At 51.9% G+C, this 25,751-nt stretch carries 21 protein-coding genes; 7 read left to right on the top strand and 14 right to left on the bottom strand.

The window, feature by feature from the left end:
- The first annotated feature begins 59 nt into the window (after positions 1 to 59).
- From EI42_RS10570 to EI42_RS10555, 4 genes are all read left to right on the top strand, one after another.
- On the top strand, positions 60 to 944 hold the full coding sequence (locus EI42_RS10570) for a hypothetical protein (protein WP_111321630.1): 885 nt from the start codon (positions 60 to 62) through the stop codon (positions 942 to 944).
- A gap of 220 nt (positions 945 to 1,164) precedes the next feature.
- The gene (locus tag EI42_RS10565) at positions 1,165 to 1,959 is read left to right on the top strand and encodes an ABC transporter permease (RefSeq protein WP_111321628.1); all 795 of its coding nucleotides are present in this window, start codon (positions 1,165 to 1,167) and stop codon (positions 1,957 to 1,959) included.
- Between the two features lie 9 nt (positions 1,960 to 1,968).
- The gene (locus EI42_RS10560) at positions 1,969 to 2,787 is read left to right on the top strand and encodes an ABC transporter permease (RefSeq protein ID WP_111321626.1); all 819 of its coding nucleotides are present in this window, start codon (positions 1,969 to 1,971) and stop codon (positions 2,785 to 2,787) included.
- Positions 2,788 to 2,810: 23 nt separating this feature from the next.
- Positions 2,811 to 3,854, top strand: a complete 1,044-nt coding sequence (locus EI42_RS10555) for an ABC transporter ATP-binding protein (protein ID WP_111321624.1) — start codon at positions 2,811 to 2,813, stop codon at positions 3,852 to 3,854.
- A 45-nt stretch (positions 3,855 to 3,899) separates the two neighbouring features.
- Here EI42_RS10555 and EI42_RS10550 read toward each other — a convergent pair whose 3' ends face one another.
- Positions 3,900 to 4,964 carry an ABC transporter permease gene (locus EI42_RS10550; protein ID WP_111321622.1) on the bottom strand — a complete coding sequence of 355 codons (1,065 nt, stop codon included), beginning with the start codon at positions 4,962 to 4,964 and terminating at the stop codon, positions 3,900 to 3,902.
- Between the two features lie 379 nt (positions 4,965 to 5,343).
- Here EI42_RS10550 and EI42_RS10545 point away from each other — a divergent pair, with 379 nt between their 5' ends.
- A complete protein-coding gene (locus EI42_RS10545) occupies positions 5,344 to 6,126 on the top strand; it encodes a hypothetical protein (RefSeq protein WP_111321620.1) in 783 nt (260 codons plus the stop codon).
- A gap of 69 nt (positions 6,127 to 6,195) precedes the next feature.
- Here the strand turns inward: EI42_RS10545 and EI42_RS10540 are convergent, their stop codons facing one another.
- From EI42_RS10540 to EI42_RS34865, 8 genes are all read right to left on the bottom strand, one after another.
- Positions 6,196 to 7,068 carry a 3-hydroxyacyl-CoA dehydrogenase family protein gene (locus tag EI42_RS10540; protein WP_111321618.1) on the bottom strand — a complete coding sequence of 291 codons (873 nt, stop codon included), beginning with the start codon at positions 7,066 to 7,068 and terminating at the stop codon, positions 6,196 to 6,198.
- A gap of 106 nt (positions 7,069 to 7,174) precedes the next feature.
- Positions 7,175 to 7,828 (bottom strand): HIT family protein, encoded by a 654-nt coding sequence (locus EI42_RS10535; RefSeq protein WP_111321616.1) that lies wholly within the window; start codon positions 7,826 to 7,828, stop codon positions 7,175 to 7,177.
- A 10-nt stretch (positions 7,829 to 7,838) separates the two neighbouring features.
- Positions 7,839 to 8,315, bottom strand: a complete 477-nt coding sequence (locus EI42_RS10530) for a flavin reductase family protein (RefSeq protein WP_111321614.1) — start codon at positions 8,313 to 8,315, stop codon at positions 7,839 to 7,841.
- Between the two features lie 218 nt (positions 8,316 to 8,533).
- Positions 8,534 to 8,947 (bottom strand): response regulator, encoded by a 414-nt coding sequence (locus EI42_RS10525; protein ID WP_170142526.1) that lies wholly within the window; start codon positions 8,945 to 8,947, stop codon positions 8,534 to 8,536.
- Between the two features lie 154 nt (positions 8,948 to 9,101).
- A complete protein-coding gene (locus EI42_RS10520; protein WP_111321610.1) occupies positions 9,102 to 10,949 on the bottom strand; it encodes a chloride channel protein in 1,848 nt (615 codons plus the stop codon).
- A 364-nt stretch (positions 10,950 to 11,313) separates the two neighbouring features.
- A complete protein-coding gene (locus tag EI42_RS10515) occupies positions 11,314 to 11,787 on the bottom strand; it encodes a YbaK/EbsC family protein (protein WP_111321608.1) in 474 nt (157 codons plus the stop codon).
- Positions 11,788 to 11,985: 198 nt separating this feature from the next.
- The gene (locus EI42_RS10510) at positions 11,986 to 13,377 is read right to left on the bottom strand and encodes a CUAEP/CCAEP-tail radical SAM (seleno)protein (protein ID WP_111321606.1); all 1,392 of its coding nucleotides are present in this window, start codon (positions 13,375 to 13,377) and stop codon (positions 11,986 to 11,988) included.
- Entirely contained in the window at positions 13,374 to 13,955 is a 582-nt protein-coding gene (locus EI42_RS34865) for an oxidative damage protection protein (protein ID WP_211326114.1), read from the bottom strand. The genes EI42_RS10510 and EI42_RS34865 overlap by 4 nt, the downstream gene beginning before the upstream one ends.
- Positions 13,956 to 14,073: 118 nt before the next feature.
- On the opposite strand from EI42_RS34865, the gene EI42_RS10500 reads away from it, so the two are divergent.
- Positions 14,074 to 15,021: a methionyl-tRNA formyltransferase gene (locus tag EI42_RS10500; RefSeq protein WP_211326113.1), complete on the top strand. Its 948-nt coding sequence runs from the start codon at positions 14,074 to 14,076 to the stop codon at positions 15,019 to 15,021.
- Between the two features lie 279 nt (positions 15,022 to 15,300).
- Entirely contained in the window at positions 15,301 to 19,002 is a 3,702-nt protein-coding gene (smc, locus tag EI42_RS10495) for a chromosome segregation protein SMC (RefSeq protein ID WP_170142525.1), read from the top strand.
- Between the two features lie 80 nt (positions 19,003 to 19,082).
- Here the strand turns inward: smc and EI42_RS10490 are convergent, their stop codons facing one another.
- The 5 genes from EI42_RS10490 to EI42_RS10470 form a co-directional block, all read right to left on the bottom strand.
- Complete coding sequence (locus EI42_RS10490) at positions 19,083 to 20,771, bottom strand: type 2 periplasmic-binding domain-containing protein (protein ID WP_111321600.1); 1,689 nt, start codon at positions 20,769 to 20,771, stop codon at positions 19,083 to 19,085.
- Positions 20,772 to 21,187: 416 nt separating this feature from the next.
- Positions 21,188 to 22,189, bottom strand: a complete 1,002-nt coding sequence (locus EI42_RS10485; protein ID WP_111321598.1) for a hydroxyacid dehydrogenase — start codon at positions 22,187 to 22,189, stop codon at positions 21,188 to 21,190.
- A gap of 12 nt (positions 22,190 to 22,201) precedes the next feature.
- A complete protein-coding gene (locus EI42_RS10480) occupies positions 22,202 to 23,074 on the bottom strand; it encodes a carbohydrate ABC transporter permease (protein ID WP_111321596.1) in 873 nt (290 codons plus the stop codon).
- A complete protein-coding gene (locus EI42_RS10475) occupies positions 23,074 to 24,087 on the bottom strand; it encodes an ABC transporter permease (RefSeq protein ID WP_111321594.1) in 1,014 nt (337 codons plus the stop codon). Before EI42_RS10475 ends, EI42_RS10480 begins: the two co-directional genes overlap by 1 nt.
- A 426-nt stretch (positions 24,088 to 24,513) precedes the next feature.
- Positions 24,514 to 25,668, bottom strand: coding sequence for an aminotransferase class V-fold PLP-dependent enzyme (locus EI42_RS10470; protein WP_111321592.1), 1,155 nt, complete (start codon positions 25,666 to 25,668; stop codon positions 24,514 to 24,516).
- Between the last annotated feature and the right edge of the window lie 83 nt (positions 25,669 to 25,751).

The raw sequence follows: 25,751 nt of genomic DNA, 5'->3' as shown, positions 1-25,751 counted from the left end.
GTAAACTTATACTGGCATCATACGTTAGTAAGCTGCCAGAATGCAAGAGGAGGGGGATCATGGCGTTTACGCAAGATGAGTTACAGGCGTTTAACACAATACTTGAGCAACGATTGTCTGTTCATCGCCGAGAGCTGGAACATACATTTGATCAGCGCCTCAATGGGCTTCGACGCGAGCTAGAGCAGCGCTTATCCTCTTTTCAACAAGACATGTATCGCACTCTGACGCAGCGTTTGAACACGCAACAGCATCAATGGAACGAGCAAATGAAGCAGCAGCACACATCCTGGCGGCGAGATATGACGCAGAGTATGGAGCGACAACTAGAACAACAACGACAGCAGTTTCAAGGAACAACGGAAAACGCGCTCGCGGCACAGCTCCTTGCAATCGAGGAGCTTTTTAATCAGCATCTCTCCTCTCACTATGATGGCGAAGGTGAGCATCATGAACACCATGCCGCCGATTATGACACGATTGAGGTGCAGACCGAGATACCCTGGGATGATATTGCCGAGGTTGTTGATAAAGTGCTGGAGCGACGACTTTCAACGCTGCATCAGACATTTGAGGGATGGTTCAGAGATGTAGAGAATTATCTGACCATGCAATTCCACAGTATCCGTGAAGATCTACAGCGCGAACAGGCTTCTCCCTTTTCCAGCAACGCCCAGATCCATGAGCTGTTTCAAAGTATAGAGCAACTTGGACAGATAGTTGAGTCGATGCAGGTAGCGATGAATGCCAATCATGCGTTACTCTCTAATCGCCTGTATTATCATCAGCAGCTCCCGGCAGAGCGGGCGCACCCGAGTAAGAGAATGACGACCCCTCTTCACGAACAGACTCCTCGTGAGCAGCCGCCATCAGTTCCTTTACTAAACTCGCTGCAGGAAGAACCGCAAAAAGGCTCTGACCAGCAAATGCATGAGGCAAAATAATTGACAGCCCATGAGTAGTATGCTATAATCTCAGGTCCTTACCTTTGTTGTGCAATTGAACAGGATGGTTCCTCACTATCCTGTGTTTCCGCATGCCCTCAAAAGATCCATCCACTTAAGTGTTGTCCTGAAATACGCATCTGGAGCATGTTGCCCTCTTCCAGGAGTGCGACAGTGGCTTCTGTTTGCGCATCGAACAAAAAAGGCAAGGTAAGAGATTATGTTCCCTTTTTATTTCCATGTTGCTCTTGCCTCGTTTCGGAGGCAACTGGCATATCGTTGGGCAAATATTGCGGGTCTGATAACAAATACGTTTTTTGGCTCTCTGTTTAGCTTTGTAATCATCGCACTGCATCATGCCAGGCAATCTGTTGACGGGTATACAGTGACGGATACATTGCGCTATACCTGGCTGGCACAAGCGCTCCTGATGGTCGTTATGCCGTTCGCCTGGTATGACCTCATGAACACCATTCGTACAGGTGAAGTTGTCTCAGATCTGAGTAAGCCGTGTGATTTCTGCTGGTACTGGTTCAGCCGTGAACTGGGACGCAGCCTGTATTACACGCTCTTTCGGGGAGTACCAATTTATATTGCTGGAACATTGTTGTTCAATCTCGGTTTCCCTGCCGGGTCTTTGCAGCTACTGATCTTCGTGCTGGCATTTCTGCTGGCGATTGTCCTGGGGATAGCCTATCGCTACCTCTACAACATCATTGCGTTCTGGATAGTGGAGGCGCGGGCAATGGTCTGGTTGGCGGTCACGGTGGCGTTATTCTTTGCCGGCTCCTATATCCCGTTGTATTTCCTGCCGGGGTGGCTCTATGGGCTGGCACAAGTCCTTCCCTTTAATGGTCTGATGAACTTTCCAATCCAGGTATTACTGGGCAAGGTGAGCCCCGCACAAATGGGATGGGCTTTTGTCTGTTTGCTGTGCTGGAGTGTCGGAATGATCCTTGTCATGCGCTTTCTGACAGTGCGTGCTACGCGTCGTGTCATTGCGCAGGGAGGATAGGAGAAGAACATGCTTCAAAATGTGCTTGATGATCTGCGTCTATATGGGCATTTTCTGGAGCTTCAGGTGCGGTCACAGTTTCAGTATAAGCTCAACCTACTTGCTGATATTGGTGCCTACCTGTTGATGACAGGTCTGGAGTTTGTGGCTCTGTTGCTCTACTTTATCCCATTCCCTTCCTTGCTGGATTGGAAAGTAGGTGAGGTCCTTTTGCTCTGTTCTCTTACCTATACCAGTTTCGGGCTGGCTGATGTGTTTGGGGAGGGCATTGATCATTTCTCGCTGATCATTCGGCAGGGGTCTTTTGACCGCTTCCTGTTGCGTCCGAATAGCGTTTTCCTTCAGGTGCTTGGAAGCGAGTTCGCGTTGCGCAAGTTCGGGCGTGTGACACAGGGCATTCTGGTGTTTTGTCTGGCCCTGGTGCTGCTTCCGCGTAGTCTCTGGACGCTGGATAAAGTGCTTGTGCTGTTTCTGGGCATTCTAAGCACAGCAACGATTTTTCTAGCGCTTTTTCTTATTGGTGCGGTGATTTGCTTCTGGACGGTGGAAACAACCGAACTTATCAATATGGTGACGCACGGTGGACGTGAGATGATGCAATATCCTCTCACTATATATAATGATCTGTTACAGCATTTCTTTACGTTTATCGTGCCTATCGCTTTTGGTGCGTACTTTCCGACTTGCTATGTTCTAGGGAGGCCATTGCCTTTTGGCTTTCCTGCGTTTGTTGCATTTCTTTCTCCAATCTGTGCTGTTGTCTTTGCCTTCCTCTCCTCGCTGCTCTGGCGTATCGGGATTCGCCATTATCAGGGGACAGGAAGTTAGGAAGATAAGGAAGGAACTGTGCTATGTCCGCAATTATCGAGATAGAGCATCTCAGCAAAGTATTTCGGTTGGCAAAGCGCCGCCCGGGCTTTCTGGGTGGGTTGAGAAGTATTGTGAATCCGGAGTTGCAACTTGTGCATGCGGTGCAGGGGCTTTCGTTGCGTGTGGAGCGTGGCGAAATGATAGGGCTGATTGGGCCGAACGGTGCTGGAAAGAGTACCTCCATCAAGATGATGACCGGTATTTTGCAGCCGTCAGGTGGCTCGATTCGCGTTGCGGGGCTGGTGCCGATTGAACGAAGGCGTGAACTGGCCGCGAAGATCGGGGTTGTGTTCGGGCAGCGCTCACAGTTGTGGTGGGATCTCCCACTTATTGACTCGCTTCGATTGCTGCGGCATCTCTATCGGGTGCCCGAGACACGATTTAGGACCAATCTGGCACAACTCTGTGAGTTGCTAGATCTGAAGGCATTTCTTGATACGCCGGTGCGTCAGCTTTCTCTAGGGCAGCGTATGCGTGGCGATATCGCGGCAGCGCTATTACATGAACCGGAACTTCTCTATCTGGATGAACCAACGATTGGCCTGGATGTGGTTGCGAAAGCGCGCATCCGGGAGTTCTTGCAGCGGCTCAATACCGAACGCCGTACGACGATTCTATTGACAACGCACGATATGGACGATATCGAGGCGCTCTGTCAGCGTATGGTGATTATCGATCATGGGCATAAGCTGTATGATGGCACGGTTACCGAGATCCGCAATACCTTTGGTAAGGATCGCATGTTGATTGCGGTGTTGGAGCAGTCGGCTTTGCAACAGCTTCCTCGCGATGAGGCGGGTGAGGTTCTGCTACCTGATCTGCCAGCGCAGGTGCAGCTGGTCCGCACTGATGGACCGCAGATCTGGTTGCAGTTCCATCGAGATGCGATGCCTGCTCATGAGCTGGTGGCCTGGCTTGGACAGCGGGTGACGTTGCGTGATGTGACCTTTCAAGAGCCAGAGATTGAGTCGATTATTCGACGGATCTATGAGGAAGATCTTTTGTTGCACCAGGTAACTGCCTAGCAGCAATGGTCCCCGGAACAAGACGCGCCGGGGACCATTGCTGGCTTAATCTTTCGAGCGGGGGTCAAAGGCATCACGCATGCCATCACCGATAAATGAGAGACAGAGCACAATAATGGTCAGGACGATGGACGGGAAGAGGACTTCCCAGGGATACGTGTCTACCAGATTGGCGGCATCATTAATCATCAGACCAATGCTGGAACCGGGAGGCTGGACACCCAGACCGAGGAAACTCAGTCCGGCCTCACCAATAATGGTCCCTCCAATGCTCAATGATATCTGAACCAGAATGAGAGAGAAGAGGTTCGGGATGATATGGTGAATAATGGTCTTGCTGCTGGATGCTCCCGAGGCGCGGGCGGCTTCGATAAAGGGCTGTTCTTTAATTTGAAGCGTTTGTCCTCGAACTAGCCGTGCAACCAATGGCCATGATACCAGTGAGAGCGCACAGGAGACCAGAATCAGACGCGCATAGCCGTTGCCGCCAACAAGCGGAACCTTGTCAAAAAAGGTATCCGCCGATGAGCCGAAAATCCCTGTCAGAAGAATGGCAAACAGCAGTCCGGGAAACGCGAACATGATATCAGTAAATCTGGCGAGAATCTGGTCCATCCAGCCACCGAAGTAGCCTGCTAAAGTGCCTACTATCAGGCCCAGAACATCGGTGACAATTTCAACGACAATAGCGACGGCAAAGGAGATAAGCAGGCCCTGCATCAGACGTGCCAGTAAGTCGCGACCAATGCTATCAGTCCCCAGCCAATAATAGGCCGATGGTCCCTGATCCTGATTATCAAGCTCCTGATGATAAGGGTCACGATATTCTTGCGGATGTATCTGTGTGCCGGTCGAGGTGGTCATGACTGGCCCGATATTGCGGTAGATCGGCGGGCCAATCAGAGGGATCAGGAGAAAGAGAATCATGATTGCCAAACAGATCATGGAACGAGTATCACGCCTGAAGCGACGCAGTGATTCTTGCATCGGCGTCGGGGACTTCTTCGGCTCTGGAACTGCTTCGGCGTGTTGTTCTGGCTGTTCAACGTCCTCAGGAAGAGCTGGCCTGGCGCTTTCATCGGGGGAGGAGAGCGTATCTTTTGTATCCATCCTGTGATCTCCTAATCACATTCAACAATATAATAGAACGAAATACAGATTACAGGATCATAAAACAGGCGCACAGAAAATATTTTGTGTACTTTATAATACGATAGAAAAACAGAAAATATCACCCTTTTAGAAGGAAATGAAAGAATATCTGCTCTCAAATCGGCTTTAGAGGAATGAATGCGTATTGATGCTGAAAGGGGTTGATCAACCCTCTTATAATATGAGAAACACTATCCTTGACCTCGCCAGTAGAAAGCAAGCAAGGGCTGCTACTGGTCAAACCGCGAGGATTGTGCTATGCTTAGATCAAGGACAATGCAAGGGAAGAAGCAGTCCTCGCGGATAGTACACATTTTCTTAGAGGAAAGCGGAGCTTATGGACAGTACTCTTCGAAGTGCTAGTCTCGCAGCAGACGAGGCAAAACAATCCCCCGTAGTTGAACAGGCGGAGGCGACGAGCGCAGAAGAAGAGCATCATATCCATCTTCCCAATCCGAGCCTGTGGCCTCTGATTTTAACGGTGGCCATCTTTATCACCGTCGCTGGCATGCTTGGTTTTCCTGATAGTGCCATTCTGACGTATGTCGGAGCCCCCTTTATCATTGTCGGTATTATGGGGTGGGCACTGGAAGATCCGATGAAAAAGCCAAAAGAGCGCTATAAAGTGGTAGAGACTGCTTCTCGTTTCCAGATTGGACAGGAAGTTGTCGATAAAGATGGAAACTGGCTCGGTAGGGTGGAGGCGCGTTTTAGTCATTATATTCTAGCTGAACGCGGTGATATTGTTGCGAAGGTGCTCTATGTCCCTCATGATGTGATTGAGGAGACAAGCCAGGGTAACGCTCTGCGCCTGACTGTGAGCGAAGATGATTTGCTCAAGCGTGGTTTGAACACCGTACCGGATGACCTGTACGATGATGTTGAGGATAGAACGCTACCGGCGTTGAACGGCGTACCTCTCTTTGGTCGTTCTCCGCTATCCCCGGCACAGACAGGCCATTATAACTACGGTCCGAACTATCCTGGTATCAATACTGATGCAAGCGGTTCCTTCCACCCGGAGGAAGTAGCGCCGAAGCCTCAGAAGTTTGTTGGCGAGCGGCGTAAGATTATGCCGAAGAACCCGGGTCGGGTTGCCGCATCTGCTGTGAGTCGCTAGGGTTGGCATAGAGCAAAGCAGAAAGAACAAAAGGGATGAAAGCGTATGCTCTCATCCCTCTTTTTTGTGCTATTTGGTCTCGCTGTAATCGTAGAAGCCTTTACCGCTTTTCCGACCGAGCATTCCGGCATTCACCATACGCCTCAGCAGGGGTGGCGGCGCATAAAGTGGCTCTTTATACTCCTCGTAAATAGCTTCTGCTGCCCACAGGGTGGTGTCCAGCCCTACATAGTCGAGCAGCGTCAGGGGGCCCATTGGGTAGCCACATCCATACTTCATCGCAGTGTCAATGTCTTCCCTGCTTGCCATTCCATTTTCAAGCATCCGAATCGCGGCCAACAGATAGGGAATGAGCAGGAAATTGACAATAAACCCGGCTGTATCTTTCGCCAGCACCGGCGTTTTCCCGAGCGAAATAGCGAATTCACGGACCGTTTCAATGGTCTGCTCGGAGGTGGAGAGTGTTTTGACGATCTCGACCAGTTTCATAACAGGTGCTGGATTGAAGAAGTGAAGTCCGCATACCTGTTCTGGTCTTTTGGTCACAGCGCCCATTTGAGTGATATTGAGCGAAGAGGTGTTGCTCAGGATAAGGGCTTCGGGTTTCAAGATCGCATCAAGCGCAGGGAAGAGCCGCAGCTTCTCCTCCATGTTCTCGATGATTGCTTCTATCACAATATCGCAGTCCGCGAGGTCTTCCAGTCGCACCGTACCATGCAAACGTGCTTTATGTTCGTCGGCCTGGCCCTGGGTGATTTTCCCCTTGTTGACCATCATTTCCCAGGCGGAATAGATGCGCGCGAGTCCTTTATCAAGCAGCTCCTGATTGACCTCACGCACCACTGTTTCATAACCTGATTGCGCACATGTTTGTGCGATGCCGCTTCCCATAAGGCCGCAGCCAATGACACCTACTTTAAAACCTGCTTTACGGATCGCCATTGATCTTTTTGCCTTTCTAAGCACTATTGAACGATTGCATCCTGTGCTCTGCATCCGCAAGAGCTCTCAAGTATTATATCGCATTCTGATGCATCTTTGTACGTTGTTAGCTGATCTGACAACCTGTCTGGAACTGCTTCCAATACAGCCGGGTTTCGGCTATAGCGGGCTGTCCGACGGCAAGCCGTTCCGCTGCCGTATGCCAGCGCGTCTGTCCGGTTTGAGCGGCAACCGAGGGCCAGATGACCTGCCGTGCAATGCGATCATAGATGCCGCGATCTGGCGGAAAGATGAGCCCCTGCTGTTCGGGCTGCGAGGGGCTCTGAAAGTAGAAATAGTGGCCGTGTTGCTGGTACCACTGTCTGACATCATCCTGAGATTTCACTATGTGAACATGAAGTTGCTCGCTCAGATCATAGCGGGCTGGTCCGAGCGGGAAGCAGTGGAGGTGTGCATGAAAGACGGATTGGTGGAAGACACCATGCTCCCAGTATGCGATTTGTTGATAGAAGCATGAAAAGAAGTGTGCAACCTCTTGCTTGAGCTCCTGGAGTTCGTTATCCAGCTCGGCAGGGACCGCTCCATAGCAGCTATAGTGCTTTTTCGGGATAATCAAGAGATGCCCTTTGAGTAGAGGGGCGTGGTCAACCACTATGTAGAACGAGGCACTTTCCCGGAGAATATATCCGCTCAGGTGCTCCTTTTGACAGAATGGACATTGATATGCCGATGCAGCAGAAATGCTGCTCTGTTGTTGCATATAAACTCCTTTAGCCTGCGTGGCGGAAGCCAGTTTCTGTCATTGTCAGTGGCTGTCCCTCAGCAAGGATACCGGTGCCTACAACTTCGGCGATAATCAGGGTTGAGTCGCCAGCCGGTGCGGTATGCCGGACTTCACAGGCAACCCAGGCCAGCGCATCCTTGAGCACCAGATACTGTTCTTCGATCAGTTCATAAGGGATATCTTTCAGCTTGTCGGGGTATTTCAGTGCGGATTTCCCGAGGTTGCCAGCCAGTTCACGCTGTCCCGAACGAAGCACATTCACGGTGAATTTGCGGCTTCGCTGGATCATCGGGAGTGATTTGGCATCATTCTCGACGGAGACAGCGATAAGAGGTGGTTCAAAAGAGACCTGTGTCAGCCAGTTCGCGGTAAACGCGTTTACGTCGTTTCCATCCACGCAGCCAACGGCGTACAAGCCGTAGGTAAACATGCGTAGAACCTGTTTCTTAGTGGATGTGTCCATAAAATTCTCTACCTTCTTCCTTTGAACAACTGCAATGAAAGCATTCCCGCGATTGCAGCCACGGGTATGCCATCAAAACTCTGTTTGAAAACGTTTGAGCGCATTGGAAACAACTCTAGAAACGCTTCTCTTTTATTATACCGTCTCTGTTATACTATATAGTGATATTCCACTTCCACGCCCTCTCTGATAAAGAACTCCCGAGCGGGATGTTGCATTTAGACTGGCTCTTCTAGAAGTTCATGCAGGGTGTGCAAAAGTTCGTCGAGTTCAAAAGGTTTATTGAGGCTGCGTAAATTGCGCCTTTGAATATCCTGTTGTGGGAGTCTGGTGCTTGCGCTGATAAAAATAGCGGGCAACACGTCGATGCCCATAGACGAACAGAGCATATCATAAAGTTCCAGGCCATTAATGCCCGGGAGCTGATAGTCTAAAAGGAAAAGATCGCAGGGTTGATCCTGTAATATGCGCAACGCCTCGAAGGCGTCTTGTGCGTAGAAGGCTTCGTATGGCGTTTCTTCCGCGATGGCTTGAACTAACCAGGAGCCAATGTCTAGATCATCATCGACCACTAAGATCGTCTTCGTTGCGACCTTGTCCCCTTCCGAGGAGTGTATTGACTGTTCAATCACGATACTCTTTCTCTCCTTACTTTTCGGAGATAGTTTGATTGAGAAGAAGTTTTCCCCTACCTAGTACGTATTCATGGGTTTATGAGTTTCATGGTTTCATTATCTCACAAAATCAGGAGAAAGGGAGGGACATTTCAGACCCTCCCTTATCCTCTTATTTAACCGGTACTCTGGTTCGAGAGGAAAACAGAGTATGAATCTGGAAGATACGCTCACGTTGTCGCTCTTCATGCAGGTTGCGTGAACGCGCTTTCAACAGATCGCTCAGCGCAACGATGCCTACCAATATATCAGGGTGGGCTCGTTCCACCACAGGGAAGCGGGTATGTCCGGTCTGGGCCATACGATAGGCTACTGTGCGCAGGTTTTCATCAGTATAGGCGACAATGGGGTTCGTCTTCAGATAGGTCGAAAGGGGATGCGTGCCTATGGCAGGCACCTCATCGATCAGCCGGGTAAGATCGTTGCGTGTGAGAACGCCCTGAATATGCTTCTGCTCATCAATGACCGGGAAGAGCAGTTGTTTCCCCTGCTTGAGTTGCTTGCTGTTGAGTAGCTGTATCAGGTTATCTCGTGTCACCTGTGTTGGCAGCGCGATAATGTTGGTGCGCATGACCTCTCGTACAAACAGGATTTCCAGGGGATCGATCGCGTATTCGTTGCTGAGGTGGTAGCCCCGGCGGCTGATCTTTTCGGTTAGAATCGAGCGGCGCATCAGGAGAACGGTGCAGCCATACGAGAGCATGCAGGTGATCAGCAACGGAACCAGCGCGTTGAGATCATGGGTCAGCTCAAGCGCAAAGATGACTCCCGTCAAGGGGGCGCGCATTGTACCACTCAGCATCGCCCCCATGGCAAGGAGGGCCCAGAAGCCGCCGCCTTGATGAGGGAAGATGAAGCTTTCGAGACCTCCCAGGGCACACCCGACCATCAGCAGCGGTGCCAGCACGCCGCCCGAGGTTCCCGAGCCAAGCGCGATCGCCCAGATCAACAGTTTCACAATCAGGATACCGAAGAGCAGCGTCAGAGTCGTGTTTCCCTGAAGTATGGTTCCGATATTGTCATATCCAACGCCCAGGGCTGGCGGGAAAATCAGGCCGCCGACGCCGACCGCGATCGCTCCTATGGCTGGCCACCACATCCAATGAAGCGGTAAGCGGTGGAACAGGTCCTCGAAGGCATAGACAAGGATGGTTGCAAGGCAGGAAAGCAGCCCTGCCAGAACTCCTGTCGCAATGCAGGCCAGTAGTGCCCAGAAATCGAGGGCCGCAGGATGAGCCGGGACCGGGAAGAGCGGGCCAGCGCCCAGGAAGTAGTAGCGTAGAAAGCCCGCAGTCACGCTTGCCAGCGCGACAGGAATCAGGCTGCGTGGTTTCCATTCAAACAGCAATAATTCCACGGCGAGCAGTACTGCGGCAACGGGTGCGTCGAAGGTTGCCGACATTCCAGCGGCGGCCCCGGCAACCAGCATGATTTTTCTTTCGGCACTCGAAAAATGGAAGAATTGGGCGATCATTGAGCCGAATGCTCCACCTGTCATGATGATTGGCCCTTCCGCGCCAAAGGGGCCACCGGAGCCGATAGAAATGGCTGCTGACACAGGTTTCAGCAGTGCTACTTTGGGATCGACTTTGCTTCCATTTACGAGAATAGCTTCGATCGCTTCGGGGATGCCATGCCCACGAATGCGCTCCGAACCATACCGGGCCATCAGACCGATCAGCAATGCACCTACTACAGGAACAATCACCACAAAGATACCCAGATGATTGGTAGCAGGGGAAACATCCTCAATACTGAAGCGCTGAAAGAAGAAGAGATTGGTAAAGAAGCGAATCAAGGTTAATAGAACAAGGGCAATAAAAGTGCTGAAGATGCCAATAACGATAGCAAGGATTGAAAGCCAGATCACCCTGGGCGTAGCAGTAAAATCTCCCAGTTTCTCCTCATTCTTGAGGGTATTGGGAGCCTTCCGAAACGTTTGCCAAACAGTGGCTAACAAATTAATTTCCTCCTTTTCAACTTCACATTCCACTTGGCATAATGTGGAGAACAAAATACCCTGAGGTAAGTAGCGGTATATTTATATATTAAGAATAGCATATTTATAACGGTTTTTGTTGGGAACAATATTACTTAGAGAGGCAATTCAAAACTGAAGAGGGAATTATGATTTATTATTCATAAAGAGGTAAAATCGTATCCTCATTTTTTATGAGCTCAATGTGAAGTCCAGAGGTAAAATCTCCTTCTGTGTTCTGAGAGGGAGAAACATGTTTTCTCGTCTCATCATAAATAGAGCGTTTCTGGAGGTTTTTCAGCGGTAGCGGACCCAAAAATCGGCCCCGGAGGGCCGATGTGGCGTGCTATTTGATTGTGACGACCTGGCCATCTGTCATCGTCTGTAGATCATGTGGGGTGAGTTTGAAAATAGAGGTGGGTGTTCCAGCGGCGGCCCAGATCTCGCTATATTGAAGGAGATCTTCGTCAATAAATGTGCGAATAGGCTCTTTATGACCGATGGGAGCAACGCCACCAATCACAAACCCGGTGCGTTCGCGCACAAAGGTTGCGTCCGCTTTCGCGATTGGCTCGCCTACAAGCTGACTGATTCTGGCCTCGTTGACGCGGTTGGACCCGCTAGCAACGACAAGAATGGGGCTATTGCTGTCGGTTGCCCGAAAGATCAGCGATTTGACAATCTGCTCTACGCCACAGCCAACAGCCTGAGCAGCCTCTTTCGCGGTGCGTGTAGGTGTCGAGAGCTCGATGACAGTGCAATCAAAGCCGCGCCTGTGAAGCTCTTCCTGTACTCTTCTGGCAGTGGGGCTTGTTGTCATGAATAAGGCTCCTTGTGGTACATTGTGCAAACATTGAGCGAGTATCAAGAAAGGAGGTATGTATGCGGGAATCCCGGGATGTTCCCGGTTCCCTGATAACAGAGAGAACATCTCTACTATCAGGGAAACGAGAAAGATAGAAAAGGGTAACAATGAGATTTAGCGTGTGGAACCCAACTGGTCCCGCGTCGGCTCTGCTCAACAGAACCACGATTCGGTCAGATGCGGCAAGACTTCGCGTTTCTGATAGTGCTGTACCGCGTCTGCAACCGAGAATGGCTGATCCTGCATTGCCAGTGCCAGTGCTTTGACCTGGAAGAACGTCTCAACCGGGTCTGCTTTGCACTGTTCACCCTCTTCTACCAGGTGTGCAACCTGCTTTTGAAGCAGATCCATACGTGGGTCTGGATGTTGCCAGCGATAGGTATAGTCGGCTGCATCCAGCTTCCCTAGCCATTCGTTGCGGTCAGGGGCATCCAAAATGGCGGAACCCGGTGGAATAAGCAGGCGAATGGAGAGATGGACAGGGTCAAGATGTTCAATGTAGCCTCGATCCTCAAAAAACTGGAGTAGAGCAAGATAGCTCTCCAGTGTCTCCCAGGGAGAGAAGGGAAGCAGAGAGGGTCGGAGTGCCACGCCCACCTGATCCATAATATCGCAGATGGTTGCGACATCTTCGGCGGTGTGTCCCTTCTTCAGCCGTTGGAGTACAAGATCATTGAGCGACTCGACCGCTGAAACGACGAAGGCGCAGCCTAGCTCACGCATCTCCGGGAGCAGGTGCTGATGTTTTAGTAGATGCTCAATTTTAATGGTAGCATCAAAAGTCAGCTCCGGGAATTCCCGGTGCATGGAGCGTAAGATACGCATTGCGTGAGTCGGGCCGTTCCAGAAATCGGGATCGCCGAACGTGATGTGCTGTGCTCCTTGCTCAACCTGAGCACGGATGTCATTTAACACGATTGGGACCGGAACGGCAAAGAAGCGACCGTTATAGACAGGCGTTAGTGGGCAGTGGGTGCAGGTGTGCTTACAGCCACGTGTCGTCTCGGTGTAGCCTGCTAGCCTGATCTCATCGCCCCATTGTAGCCGAGCATAGCTCGTAAGTGGGGGGAGCTGTTGTCGCTCGGGTATAATAAAGGGTGTTCGTGCTATCCACGGGCCGCTGCTTGCTTCCCTGCTGTAGACTCCAGGAATCTCAAGCGTTGAGCCCTGTTCCTGTGCCTGAATCAGGTTGAGTAGTGGCGTTTCATATTCGCCTCCAATTGCCGCATCGATAGTTCCTTGCAGTAGATGCTCGGCATTGAGAAGCGCGTAGAGCCCATAGAGGCAGATAAATGCCTGTGGATTCACCGCTCTGATGCGTCGGGCCAGTTGTTCCCCCAGACGCAAAGCTGTATGCATCGGTACAGAGATGGCGATGAAACGAGCACGCTTGATTGCCTCATCTGTGAGCGATTCTACGGCAGTATCGACGGCTACAGGGGCGTAGCCTGCCTGCCGTAAGATCGCTGAGAGTGAGGCGAGGTGAAATGGTTGATGGCCCAGTTCATAGCACGAGAGAAGTAGGATATTGCCTTGTTGTTTCATTTCTTCCTTGCGACGCCACCCCCGCCCTTGCGCTGTGGTCCAGCTCCTGCCGCTTCGGGTGTCCAACCTTCTGGCATGCGAGCATCCTGACCAAAGAAGAACTCTTCCATCTGTTCGCGCAGGATCTTGCGGGCTTCGGGGTCGGCCATATTCAGTCCATAATGGTTGATAATAAGGACGCTTTGGGCTGGCCACATCTCCCAGGCCTGCTTGGAGATACTTTCATAGATCCGTTGTCCAAGCGGTCCCGGGAATGGCGGCTTCTCTAAGCCGGGAAGCTCACGCTGCAATTTCGCACAGTAGACCAGCCTTTGACCCGGCTCTTGTTGCTGCGTTGATCTGGCTTCATCACCAAAAAAGAATTTTTCCATTTCCTGGCGCAGGATCTTGCGGGCTTCAGGGTCAGCCATATTCAGGCCCCGCTCATTAATAATCTGCATGCTCTGTGCTGGCCACATACGCCAGGCTTGTTGAGAGATATGTTCATAAATGCGCTGCCCTAGCTCGCCGGGAAAAGGTGGCTTTTCCAGGCCAGGGAGCTCTTGTTTTAGTTTGACACAATAGACCGTTCGTGGCATGATGGAACTCCTGATACGTTGGATAAGCGAATCCGCCTTAAAGTGATACTACAAGATGTGAAGTAGCATGTCAAATCAACATTCTGAACCAGAGCGACCTCGCGTTCTGTTTTTTGGTATGGAAGGGAGTTTTTCCGCGCCGGTCCTCTCGGCTCTCTTGAAAAGCGGGATTGAGGTTTGTGCTGTGATTCTTCCCGCTCAGGCGTTGCCGGGGAGAACTTTGCAGGGTTATCGGCGGCGCGAGCCGCCTGCGGGGAAACGTGTGCTTCTCCCCATCGTTCGCTCATCGCTCCATACCTCTATTGTACAAATAGCCTGGAAGCATTCCATCCCGGTCTGGGATGTTTTTTCGCTTTCTGCCCCTGAGACTCGGAAGATGCTGGCGGCCTATCGGCCTGATCTGATCTGTGTTGCCTGTTTTTCCACGCGTATTCCGCGGTCGGTATTGCGGATACCTCGTCTGGGAAGTCTGAATGTCCATCCATCGCTGCTGCCTGCGAACCGTGGTCCCGTGCCGTTGTTCTGGACGTTTCGGTTTGGATGCGAGCGTACCGGGGTGAGTGTTCATCTGCTTGAAGAGAAGATGGACAGTGGCGCGATTTTGGCTCAGGGAGCACTTTCTGTGCCAGAGGGAATTGATTATGAGCAACTGGAAATACGCTGTGCAGAACTGGGCGGTGTCTTGCTCGTGCGGGCTGTTCAGGCGCTTGTTCGGGGAGAGGCGCAGGTACAGGAACAGGATGAGGCTCAAAGCAGCTATTATTCGTTCCCGGCTGAGCAAGATTTTGTGGTTCCGGCTGCGCAATGGGAGGCGCGTCATGTCTATCGTTTTGTGTGTGGTGTGGGTGCATGGGGTGAGCTTCCGGTGCAGTTGATAAGCGGACAGGAGGTGTTTTTGCTGCGCGAGTGCATTTCCTATAGCCATGAAGGGGAGGCTGATGGCGTTCTGGTAGATGAGGTTGCGCATGAAGCAGTGGTTCCCTGTTTGCGTGGAACGGTAACAGTTCGATATCTTGAAAGGCGTGATTTGGTGGTATATGGTAAGGGGAGTTATCAGGGCGGTTAAAAACATCTGTGTGGGTTTTCTATTACCATTTTTGTCTGGTTGCTTTGGGATGTTCTACCACGCGAATAGCTGTCCTTTCTCTGGAGGCCGTGTTCGTTGATTAAGAAAGGAAGGAGAACCAACGAACATATCTTTTTTACGTGTGTTTCATATAGCCAAGAAATATATGGCTGTTTTCGAGAGCATGGCTGCTTGCTCCTTCCCTCTCGACCAGCAACCATGCTCTATGCTATTATTCGCTACATCTGGCAATATCTAGATGGAGGCTTGGACCAGGCTGTGTATTTAAAGCGCTTGGAGATGCTTGGCTTTAAGAGCTTTGCCGCACGTACCGTGCTTGAGTTTAGCCCGGGAATCACTGCCGTTGTTGGCCCGAATGGGGCCGGGAAGTCCAATGTTGCGGATTCCATGCGCTGGGTTCTGGGTGAACAGAGTATGCGGCAGCTACGCGGCAAGAAGAGCGATGATATTATTTTTGCGGGTGGGCACGGTCGTGCGGCTCTTGGCATGGCCGAGGTGTCACTGACCATTGATAATAGTACTGGTTGGATTCCCTCAGAGTATAGCGAGATCACCGTCACCCGGAGAAGCTACCGCTCAGGGGAGAATGAGTATCTGATTAACAAGCGAAAGGTCCGCCTGAAGGATGTGTTGTTGCTTCTGGCACAGGCGCGTATCGGTCACGATTCCTATACCGTGATCGGGCAGGGGATGATTGACGCGACACTCAGCCTGCGTGCCGAAGAACGACGCGGGCTTTTTGAGGATGCAGCTGGTATTCGTCCCTATCAGGTCCAGCGTACCGATGCTGAAAATCGTCTCCGGCAAACAGAACAGAATCTAGAACGGGTTCGTGATATCGTAAGCGAAATCGAGCCACGGCTCGCTCCTCTCAAAGAGCAAGCCCGCAAGGCGCTCGAATATAAACAGCTCACGACCGAGTTACAGGATGTGTTGCTTTCCTGGTATGCGTTGCAGTGGCGGAGACTGCTGACAACGAAAGAGCTTACCGAGCAGAGAGAGCAAGAGCAGGCCCGGAAGATGCAGCAGCTTGAAGGAGCCTTGCAGGAAGCAAATGAACGAAGTGAACTTCTGCGCTCTGCGCGTCAGCAAACACAGGGACGTATTGCGGAGGTGCGTCGCCTCTGGAATGAAGCGTATAATCAGGTTCAAAAGATCGAGCGTGAGCTTGCAGTCAACGAAGAACGCCTGGGCGGTCTCGATCGCCAGCGAGCCGCGTTTCAGCAAGAGGAACGTCGTTTACGCGAACGCCTGATCGCGGTGCAGAAACAGACGATTGACCTGGAAGAACAATGTGATCTGGCTGAAGAAGCAGTTGATAATGGCTCAGCACGTCTGGCAACCCTTGAGGCAGAAGTGGCGAAAGCGCAAAAAGAATATGAGATGGATGAACGCCGCTTGCGAGGAGCTCAGAATGATCTGATCCAGTTGCAGGCCCGGCTTGGTTCCAGCCAGACGGAATTGGGACGATTGCAGAAGCAACTGGGTGAGCGAAACCGTACGCTGGCGGCACGCCGTGAAACGATTGCCAGAGCGCAGCACAATCTTCAGACCATTGAAGCGCGTCTTCAGACCGAACGTCAAAGATTGGAAGAGGAGCGGAGCGAGGAACAAAAGGCAACACAGAGGAGACAGGCTGTTCAGCGTAGCATTGCTGAGGCGCAACAGGAATATGAGCGGCTGAAAAACCTGCTTGCCGAGGCGGAGCGCCGTCGGCGTACCCTTTCGGATCGCTTGAATATGCTGAAGCAGTGGCGACAAAGCCTGAGTGGCTATAGTGATGGAGTACGGGCGCTGCTGCGGGCTCCCACCGAGAAATTGAGAGGGCTGATCGGGCCTGTACCACAACTGGGAGTTGTGTCGGAAGGGATGGAGCAGGCGATAGAGGCGGCGCTTGGTTCCTATATGCAGGCTGTCGTCGTTCAGACGCTCGAAGATGCTTTGAACTGCCGGGAATATCTGAAAACGTCGCGTGCTGGCAAGGCAATGCTGCTCTGGTTGGAACGTGAAGGGGAGGATGAGGTTGTGAGTCAGATTCAAGGGGAGGTAGAAGAGGCCATCTTGCAGCGCTTTCTGGCCGAGAAGCCACAGGTATGTGAAGGCGTGTGTGGTTTTGCCTGGCAACTGGTGCAATGTGAGCCACGTTTTCGCCCGCTTTTTCGGCGCCTGCTGCGTGGAGCTGTCGTCGTTCAAGATCTTGCGATAGCCCGAGAACTCATGGAATGGGTGCTACAACTCAGTATCTCCTCTGATAGCGATCTGCCCTTTACTTCTGTTGTTACTCTTCAAGGAGATGCGCTGCATGTGGATGGTTGGCTTTCGGGTGGTGATGGGAAAGATGGTGGTCAGCAGGGCTTGCTTGCATATGAACGTGAGCTGCGAGCGCTGCCCGCTCAGCTTGAGGAGCAGAAGGAGGCGCTTGATCAGCTAAACACCTTAATGAGCGAGATTCAGCGGGCACAGGAGGGCCGACGAGCTGAACAGAACGCTCTGGATAAGCTGATCCAGAAATTGGGAGCGCGGATTCATGATTTGAATAGGGGGGTGCAGGGTTCTCAGCGTGAGCTTGAACGTCTCCAGACCGAGATTCAATTGTCTGCTTCGGTTGAACAGCAGCTCGCGGCGGAAGTCGCTGGTCTTGAGCAGGAGCTTGTCGCCGTTCAGGAGCGGGTGCAGCAACATGAGAAGTCACAACGTGAATTGCAGGGGATTGTCGAAGAGTTACAGTATGAGATGGAAGAGCGAGCGACCGCCTATCGGCGCCGTCAGGATGAGTTGAACCGTGAGCGCACCGCCCTGGCCGTCAAGCGGCAGGAGGCGAAATCGTTACAACAACAACTGGTACAACAGCAGGCCCTTGCCCGGGATTTGCGCTCCCAGGTCGATCAGCAGGTGACACGTGCAAAGGAAGTAGAACAGAGCAAACAGGAGCTTCTGACCACTCTTGAGCGCCTGCGCGACGAACTGGGACAGGCCCGGGAAAAAGCGAACATGCTTGCTACGAATCTGCAAACCGTTGAGGCACAGCTTGCCGATGTAGAGCAACATATTGCAGCGATTGACCGAGAGCGAATGCAGCTTCAACAACGCAAGAATGAGCAGGAGAATATCTATCGGCGCTCCTTGCTCGAATGCCAGCGGGCACGAGATGCCGTAGAGACATTGCTTACTCAATTGCAGGAGGAGATGGGGATTGAAGACCCGCAAGAGCTCTCGCGCTACGCGAACCGGGAGGATGAGACAGGAGACGGACAGCTTACAGAGGAGGAGGAAACGCGTTTGCGTAAGCTGCGCAGGCGGGTGGACTCTTTGCGTTCTCGCTTGAAGGCAATGGGCGGCTGTGACGAGAACGCTCCACAGCTCTATGAGGAAACACGAATTCGTCACGAGTTCCTGACTACCCAGATAGCTGATCTGGAACAGGCCTCACAACAGTTGCACTCCATTATTGAGCAGCTTGATGCAACGATGGCCCGGCAATTTGAGGCAACCTTCCGCGCCGTCAATGAGCGCTTTAAAGAGCATTTTACTACCTTGTTTAATGGGGGGATGGCTCGACTGGAATTGGTCACCTCACGCAATGAAGATGCGCCCGCGGGGATGCCGACCGGGGTAGAAGTGATTGTACAGCCTCCCGGAAAGAAAGTGCAGGATCTTTCGTTGCTCTCAGGTGGGGAACGCGCTTTAGTAGCGGCTGCACTATTATTCTCGTTGCTGGAAATTAACCCACCGCCATTCTGTCTGTTGGATGAGGTGGATGCTGCACTTGACGAATCGAATGTGACCCGCTTCTGTGATATCCTGAGACGCATGTCCCAGAAGACACAGTTTATCGTGATCACGCATAACCGCGTTACGATGACGACAGCGCAGGTTATTTATGGAGTCTCTATGCGCAATAGCGCTTCAAGTATTCTTTCCCTGAGGCTGGAAGAGGCTGTCGCAGCAGGCGAGCGTTAGATCTGCTCTATAAAAGAAAGACAGGGGCCATCCTTGCTCAAGAGATGACCCCTGTACCTGCCCAAAGGAGAAGAGTTGTTCTATTGTTTCTGAAGCTGGTCCATGAACTCTTTGCGGATATCTTCACCGCCATTTTTGCGCCATTCATTGGCCAGATCATCAACTGCGCTGAGGGGAAGAGCACCCTTGACAATACGATAGAAGCGGTCGTTATAGATCTGGTTCAACTTCGCGTTGTTTTTGGTCTGTGCCTGTGAGACCTTTCCTGTAGTCGGATCTGCTATGCCGATCTTTTGCAACTCCCGATCGAATTTCTGGAAGGCAGGACCAAACTCCGGATCTTCCGCAAAGTAGTAGACATAGGGCGGGTTCGCGATGTAGTTGAGTTCTGCGATCTCCTTGTCACCGGTTGGCGTCAGTTTCTTGACGCCAGTTTTGGGGTCTTTCTGATTGTCCCAACCGTCAAGCCCCTTTGCGATGAAGTCACCCTCAATGCTAAAGGTGGGAGCACAGAAATAGTCAAGGATACGCAGCAGTTCATGCACGCGCTCAGCATCGCCACCTACCTGAGCAGGAATGGCGGCCATTCCATAGAAGCCGGGGCCGGTCCAATGGTTGGCTTTATGGCTGCCATCCGCATTGAACGGGATGAGCATGCTGAGATCCGATTCTGGCTTGATGCGCTTGAGCGCAAGGCGTTTGTTCCAGAAGCCGCCCCAACCATCCTGATAGGCCGCGATTTTACCACCGTTGAGTTTATCAATAGTGGCGCTATTGCCTCTACCAGGGATTTCATCAGGATGGATGACTCCTTCTTTGTAGAGGGTTCTGAGATAGTCGATGCCCGCTTTGAACTCATCGGTTTCATAGTAGTAGGTCAACTTGCCGCTGCTCTCCAGCCGCCAGATATTGGGGGTGCCAAAGAGTTGCAAAATGAAATTCGTTGTACCTGCCAGGCCTCCAATGCCCCAGCACTGCGCTCCATCCGGCTTCGCCTTCATAAACTCCTTGAGCATTGTCAGGAACTCATCTTTATTGGTTGGGTCCTTGATACCAAGCTTCTTCATCCAGTCTCGTCGAATGTGCAGGACGCTCCCGGGAATCGGGCGCGGGCGCGGCACGCCGTAGATCTTCCCATTCAGGCGTGAGTTCTTCCAGGTGATTTCGCCGAATTTCGCCAGATTGGGATACTTTTTCAACTCGTCGCCGGTCAGAAATGGGGTCAGATCGGTGAAGGCTCCTTGTTGGACCGGGGTCAGCAGTGCAGGATTGTCAGTAACACTGAGATAGAAGAGATCGGGAACATCCCCGCTTGCCAGAATGGCTGTGGCTTTCTCATTATAGGTATCGAAATTGACAAGGTTAGCTTCCCACTGGATATTGAGGCGTTTGTTCAGCTCCTGCCAGTACTTGTTCTGATTGAGGGGAGTAGGCGGCGTCTTGTAGCTCAGACAGAAGAATTTCACTTTGTTGCCGCGTCCCGGGACATATTCGACCGACTGTGTCAGAGGTGGGGGGACTGTGTAGGCGTCCGGAATATTGGGATCACCTGAAGGAAAGAAGGTTTTTCCGATAGAGGCCGTGGCCGTGGCAGTCGCTTGTGCCGCTGGAATGGTTGCGACCGGTGTCACTTTCGTGAGCGGCGCAGGGTCAGAGCCTCCACAGGCGACGAGCAGAGCGCTGCCGGTTGAAAGAGCTGCGACTTGAAAGAAGCGGCGACGATTATAAATACCTTGTTTTTTCTCATTGGGCTGTGAAACGTCGCTCATAAGGGTCCTCCTCAAAGCAAATAGAAGTCGATGCAAACGTCACTGTTTACAGATAATTTGTGAAGCGATCGGGAGCATCGTTGCCCATTGGCCCATATGTCTAAATAGCCCCAACAACACAGAGGCAACTTTCTCCGACAGCAGGGGCAAGGGGATAGAAAACGTTTACCCTTTTCTAGCCGTAGAATAGCATGAGAGAAGCCTATTCGTCAAGAGAGAGATAGAAAACGTTGTCTGCCTGTTATGAAAGGTTGGATCTCCTCTCGACGCCAGAGTTATATTGTCAGAAATAGATATAAAAGGGGGAGAAGCGTTGTAATAATACAAACGGAAAAAAGGGTTTATGCAGTCAAAAAAGAAAAATCCGCTCCTGGCAGAGTAGCTGGTGGGAGCGGAAAGACCGTTCTGGAGAGGCGTCATGCCATTGTTGCAAGCTGTGAGGGACTGATTTCGTAGCAGAGGTTTTCGCCCTGAAGGAAGCGTTGAACCTCATCTACCATCATCTGTCCCTGTTTAAAGAGCGTGTCTCTGGTAAGAGCTGCAATATGAGGCGAGAGAACCACATTTGGCAGGTTGCGTAGCGGGCTCTCTAATGGCAGTGGCTCCTGATGATAGACATCAAGCGCGGCATAGATACGTCCCTTCTTCAGCTCAGCAATCAAGGCCTCTTCTTCAACCAGGCCTGCGCGTGCTGTGTTCAGGAAAATAGCGCCGTCGCGCATGCGGGCGAAGTGCGTGGCCTTGATCATTCCTCGTGTCGTGGGAAGCAGTGGCGTGTGCAGAGAGACGATATCCGAGGTGGCAAAGAGCGTCTCAAGGTCGACCTTGCTGACTCCCAGTTCCTGCGCTGCCGTGTCACTTAGAAACGGATCATAGACCTGAATGCGACAGCCAAACGGGCGCAGTCGCTTGATCACCTCACGTCCAATGGTACTGGCGCTCACGATACCAAAGACCTGCGCGCTGAGCAGGCGTCCCGGTGGAATGGGATGCCATTGCGGGTGCGCTGCATGGATTGCACGATCAAACTCATGCAGTCTGGTCGAGCAGAGCAGCGCCTGAAGCACGGTAAACTCGGCTACCCCTTCAGCGAGCGCCGAGTTTGAGTGCGTGATGCGCAAGCCGCGCTCAAAGAAGGAGTCTGGAATCAGGTGATGAATTGTGCCTGCTGTATGAGCGACGAGGCGCAGATGGGGGCACTGATCAAGCATGGTGTCGGTCAGTGTCGGGGTTGACCAGCCAGTGATACAGGCCACTGCCCCCTCTAAAAGTTCAAGTAGCTCCTGTTCCTGCGGATTCTCGCTTTGCAGTGTGGCGACATCGGCCACGGCGTAAAGCTGTTGCAGGGCCCCAGCGGTGAAAATCTGAGGCCGAAGCGACGGGATAACCAGCAGGGCTACTTTCTTTGAAACTGACATTGATACAATCTCCTATCCCTTGATCGAGCCGGTAAGCACACCCTTTGTGAAGTGTTTCTGCAAGAACGGATAGACAAGCAGAATAGGCACCATTGTGATAACGACCACGGCCATCTGGATGGTCAGATTGGGCGGCGGTGTTGAGGAAAGGGTGGCTGCATCGGGTGGCATGGTTCCCTGAAGCACGATCTGACGCAAGATCAGCGTTAACGGGTAAAGCTGCGGATCATTAATATACATGACGGCATTAAAGAAGCTGTTCCAGTGAGCCACGGCGTAGAAAAGTGCGATCGCGGCCAGTGAGGCTTTTGAGAGCGGAAGCACGATGCTCCACAGGATACGCAGATGACTGGCTCCATCAATGCGAGCGCTATCTATCAGCTCCTCAGGCAGTCCCATGAAGAACTGGCGCATCACGATCAGGTTAAAGGTGCTGATCGCGCCCGGTAGCAGCAGCGCCCACCATGTGCCAAGCAGGTGCATATCTCGTACTACCAGATAGCTGGTAATCATGGTCGGAGAGATCAGGAAAGTGAGCAACACCATCCACAGAATGAGTTTCAGGCCTGGAACATTTTTGCGGCTCAACGCATAGGCCATTGTGGTTGTCATAAACATGTTAATGGCGGTGCCGCCGGCGGTGATAATGACACTGTTAAAGAAGCTCTGTAGAATACTGCCTCCCGAGAGCACCCATTGATAAGCTTCAAGAGTTGGATGCAGCGGAAAGATCACCAGATTCGCGCTAACCACGTCTTTGTAGCTGGAGAAGCTGACCGAGACGACATAGAGGAAAGGAAGGATCATCACAATCGCGATCAGAAGCATCACGAGCCGCAGTGACCAGCGTTCTAGAAACGTTCGTTTTGTCATCCAGGGTGCCATTAAAGTAAGCCCTCCTCTCCGAATTTCCTGGCGATTTTATTTGAGGTGTAGATCAGGATGAGGCCGATAAGCGCTTTGGTTAAGGCCACGGCTGCTGTGTACCCCCACTCGCCATTCAAAATACCACGCGAGTATACGAAGGTATCAATGACCTCTGCAACCTCCATTGGCATGCCTTTTTGTTGCAGGAAGATCTGTTCAAAGCCTGTGCTCAACACGCTTCCAATCCGCAGGATAAGCAGCAGGGCTATAATGTTTCGGATACCCGGAAGGGTGATATGCCAGAGACGACGCCACTTGCTTGCACCGTCAACAACGGCTGCCTCGTAGAGTTGAAGGTTGATGCCGGAGAGGGCTGCCAGAAAAATAATGGTACTCCAGCCGCTTTCTTTCCAGATAATTTGCAGGATAATCATTGGCTGGAACAGGTTCGGGTTGCCCAGAAAATCAATCGGCTGGCCGCCTGTGCCGGTGATCAGATGGTTGATAAAGCCATCTCCGCCAAAGATTTGCTGCCAGATACTGACGATGATAACCCAGCTCAGGAAGTGAGGGAGATAGACAACGCTTTGCATCAGGCGTTTGAGCCGCTCGCTGACGACCGCGTTCAGCAGGAGCGCAAGTATGATGCCAGATGGAAAGACAAAGATAAGCTGAAGCAGGCTGATGACCAGCGTGTTCTTCAGCACGATGAGAATATCGGGGTCGGTAAATAGACGCGCAAAGTTGGCAAAGCCTACCCAGGTACTGCGAAAATAGCCGAGGAAAGGTGAGTAGTCCTGGAACGCAATAATATTGCCGAGCAGAGGCCAGTAATGAAAGAGTAGAAAATACACAATGCCGGGCAGGGCCAGCACGTAAATCCAGCGTTCTCGCCACATTTGTTGAAGCAAGCGACTTTGTTTTCTCTTCTTTGGGAGCGCTTTCTGTGGAGAGAGTTGTGTGTCAGGTGCAGGAGATTGAATTGTATTGCCTGCCTGCGTTGGCGAGTGAACCGACAGATTCTCTGCCATATGTTTTCTCCTTGCGCAACAATCCTTGTTGCCTGTTAGGTATTTTCGTGTTCTGTATGAGTGGGTCGGATGTGAGCTGCTTGGTGGAAGCGGCCGGATCGAGATCGCTAAACAGGGTCTCAACTCAAAGCGGGTGCCGTCTGTCCCTCCCTTCACCCGGGCGTACTATGCTGTATGTGGGCATCATCTCATCTTCTCTGGTCGTCTCCTCTGGCGTTTCAAAAAGGAGGATGTAATCCCCTTGCTCCTTTTGAATAAAAGAAGAAAACGTTTACTTTGCAGGATAGCATAGCATGCACTTCTGGTAAAAGTCAAGGTTATGGTGAGGCCAGGACAAGCCAGTATAGGGGGAATAAAGGCGGGTGGAAGCTCGATAAGAATGCTGAAGGCCGCCAATGGAGCGGACACTTCAGCATTCTTATGAACTTAGAGGGAGCAGAGCGCGGCAACCAATGCATCTATCTCGGCCTCTGTATTGTAGAAACCGGTGGAAACGCGCAGAGCCTTTGTTTCCGGAATATCACGAATGAGGATATTATGGTGTTCCGCGAGTTGCTTTGATATCTCATCGGAAGCTTTGCCATCAAGGGTGAATGCGAGCAGACCGCTAGCTCCGGGAACCGGTGTAAGCAGTGTTAAACCCGGCACCGTTTGCAGGCGTTCATAAGCATAAGCATGGAGCTGGGAAATACGGGCGAAGAGCCAGTCATAGCCAACCGTCTTTTCAAGCCATTCCAGTGCGGCATTCTGCCCGGCAATGGCTGCGGTCTGGCGGCCGCCTAACTCAAAACGCTGTGCGCTCTCGTTAAGCTGCCAGTCGTCTCCGTGGAACGACTTTGCTGACCAGTAGCCGACGTAGGTTGGTTGAATATACTCACGTGCCTCCTGGCTGACGAACAGCGCTCCGGTTCCATCGGGACCACAGAGCCACTTCTGCATAGGAAGCGCATAGAAATCGACGTCCAGCTCCTTGACATCGATGGGAATAGCACCTGCCGATTGAGCGCCATCAATAAGCACTGGAATATGATGCGCGTGGGCCATGCGATTGACCGAAGCGATGTCCAGCACGGTTCCGGTCGTCCAGGTGACGTGTGAGAGCACGATCAGGCGGGTTCGCTCTGTAATCAGGCGTTCTATCGTCTCTGCAAGTGGTGCGTCAGCGCGAGGGCCTAGTTCAGCCACCTTGATAGAGATGCCGAATCGCTCGCGGATCTGATACAGGGGAGCCAGAGCACTGACATGTTCGTGATCGGTGGTGATAACTTCATCTCCTGCCTGCCAGTTGAAGCCATAGCAGACAATGTTCAGACCCTCACCGGTATTATCGGTAAGCGCAATTTCATCGATGCTGGCATGTAATAACTGTGCTACATTGCTGCGAGCGGCTGCATAGATAGCACTAAGCTTCTCAAAGGGCTTGCCTCCAATACGTCCACCCCGAAGCTCGTCTTCCGTTTGCTGCTGCATGGCCTGGGCCACACAAATCGGCAGTGGGCCGAATGTGCCAGTATTCAGATAGATGTGTGTCGATGTGGCGGGTGTGGTCTGGCGGATGCGTTCAAGATGCTGATCTGTCAAGCTGTGTTACTCCTTCTAACATGTTAGTGCGAATGGGTGTCAGAGCAGGGAGAAAAGTATGAGTTTTCTCATATCAAAAGTAT

This window comes from Thermosporothrix hazakensis (genome assembly GCF_003253565.1).
Classification (GTDB): Bacteria; Chloroflexota; Ktedonobacteria; order Ktedonobacterales; family Ktedonobacteraceae; genus Thermosporothrix; species Thermosporothrix hazakensis.
This window is presented reverse-complemented; position numbering and strand designations above follow the sequence as displayed.

Bases quoted from the DNA above. Each gene is read 5' to 3' on its own strand.
- EI42_RS10570 (WP_111321630.1), top strand. From the start codon at position 60: ATGGCGTTTACGCAAGATGAGTTACAGGCGTTTAACACAATACTTGAG.
- EI42_RS10565 (WP_111321628.1), top strand. From the start codon at position 1,165: ATGTTCCCTTTTTATTTCCATGTTGCTCTTGCCTCGTTTCGGAGGCAA.
- EI42_RS10560 (WP_111321626.1), top strand. From the start codon at position 1,969: ATGCTTCAAAATGTGCTTGATGATCTGCGTCTATATGGGCATTTTCTG.
- EI42_RS10555 (WP_111321624.1), top strand. From the start codon at position 2,811: ATGTCCGCAATTATCGAGATAGAGCATCTCAGCAAAGTATTTCGGTTG.
- EI42_RS10550 (WP_111321622.1), bottom strand. From the start codon at position 4,964: ATGGATACAAAAGATACGCTCTCCTCCCCCGATGAAAGCGCCAGGCCA.
- EI42_RS10545 (WP_111321620.1), top strand. From the start codon at position 5,344: ATGGACAGTACTCTTCGAAGTGCTAGTCTCGCAGCAGACGAGGCAAAA.
- EI42_RS10540 (WP_111321618.1), bottom strand. From the start codon at position 7,068: ATGGCGATCCGTAAAGCAGGTTTTAAAGTAGGTGTCATTGGCTGCGGC.
- EI42_RS10535 (WP_111321616.1), bottom strand. From the start codon at position 7,828: ATGCAACAACAGAGCAGCATTTCTGCTGCATCGGCATATCAATGTCCA.
- EI42_RS10530 (WP_111321614.1), bottom strand. From the start codon at position 8,315: ATGGACACATCCACTAAGAAACAGGTTCTACGCATGTTTACCTACGGC.
- EI42_RS10515 (WP_111321608.1), bottom strand. From the start codon at position 11,787: ATGACAACAAGCCCCACTGCCAGAAGAGTACAGGAAGAGCTTCACAGG.
- EI42_RS10510 (WP_111321606.1), bottom strand. From the start codon at position 13,377: ATGAAACAACAAGGCAATATCCTACTTCTCTCGTGCTATGAACTGGGC.
- EI42_RS34865 (WP_211326114.1), bottom strand. From the start codon at position 13,955: ATGCCACGAACGGTCTATTGTGTCAAACTAAAACAAGAGCTCCCTGGC.
- EI42_RS10500 (WP_211326113.1), top strand. From the start codon at position 14,074: ATGGAAGGGAGTTTTTCCGCGCCGGTCCTCTCGGCTCTCTTGAAAAGC.
- EI42_RS10490 (WP_111321600.1), bottom strand. From the start codon at position 20,771: ATGAGCGACGTTTCACAGCCCAATGAGAAAAAACAAGGTATTTATAAT.
- EI42_RS10485 (WP_111321598.1), bottom strand. From the start codon at position 22,189: ATGTCAGTTTCAAAGAAAGTAGCCCTGCTGGTTATCCCGTCGCTTCGG.
- EI42_RS10480 (WP_111321596.1), bottom strand. From the start codon at position 23,074: ATGGCACCCTGGATGACAAAACGAACGTTTCTAGAACGCTGGTCACTG.
- EI42_RS10475 (WP_111321594.1), bottom strand. From the start codon at position 24,087: ATGGCAGAGAATCTGTCGGTTCACTCGCCAACGCAGGCAGGCAATACA.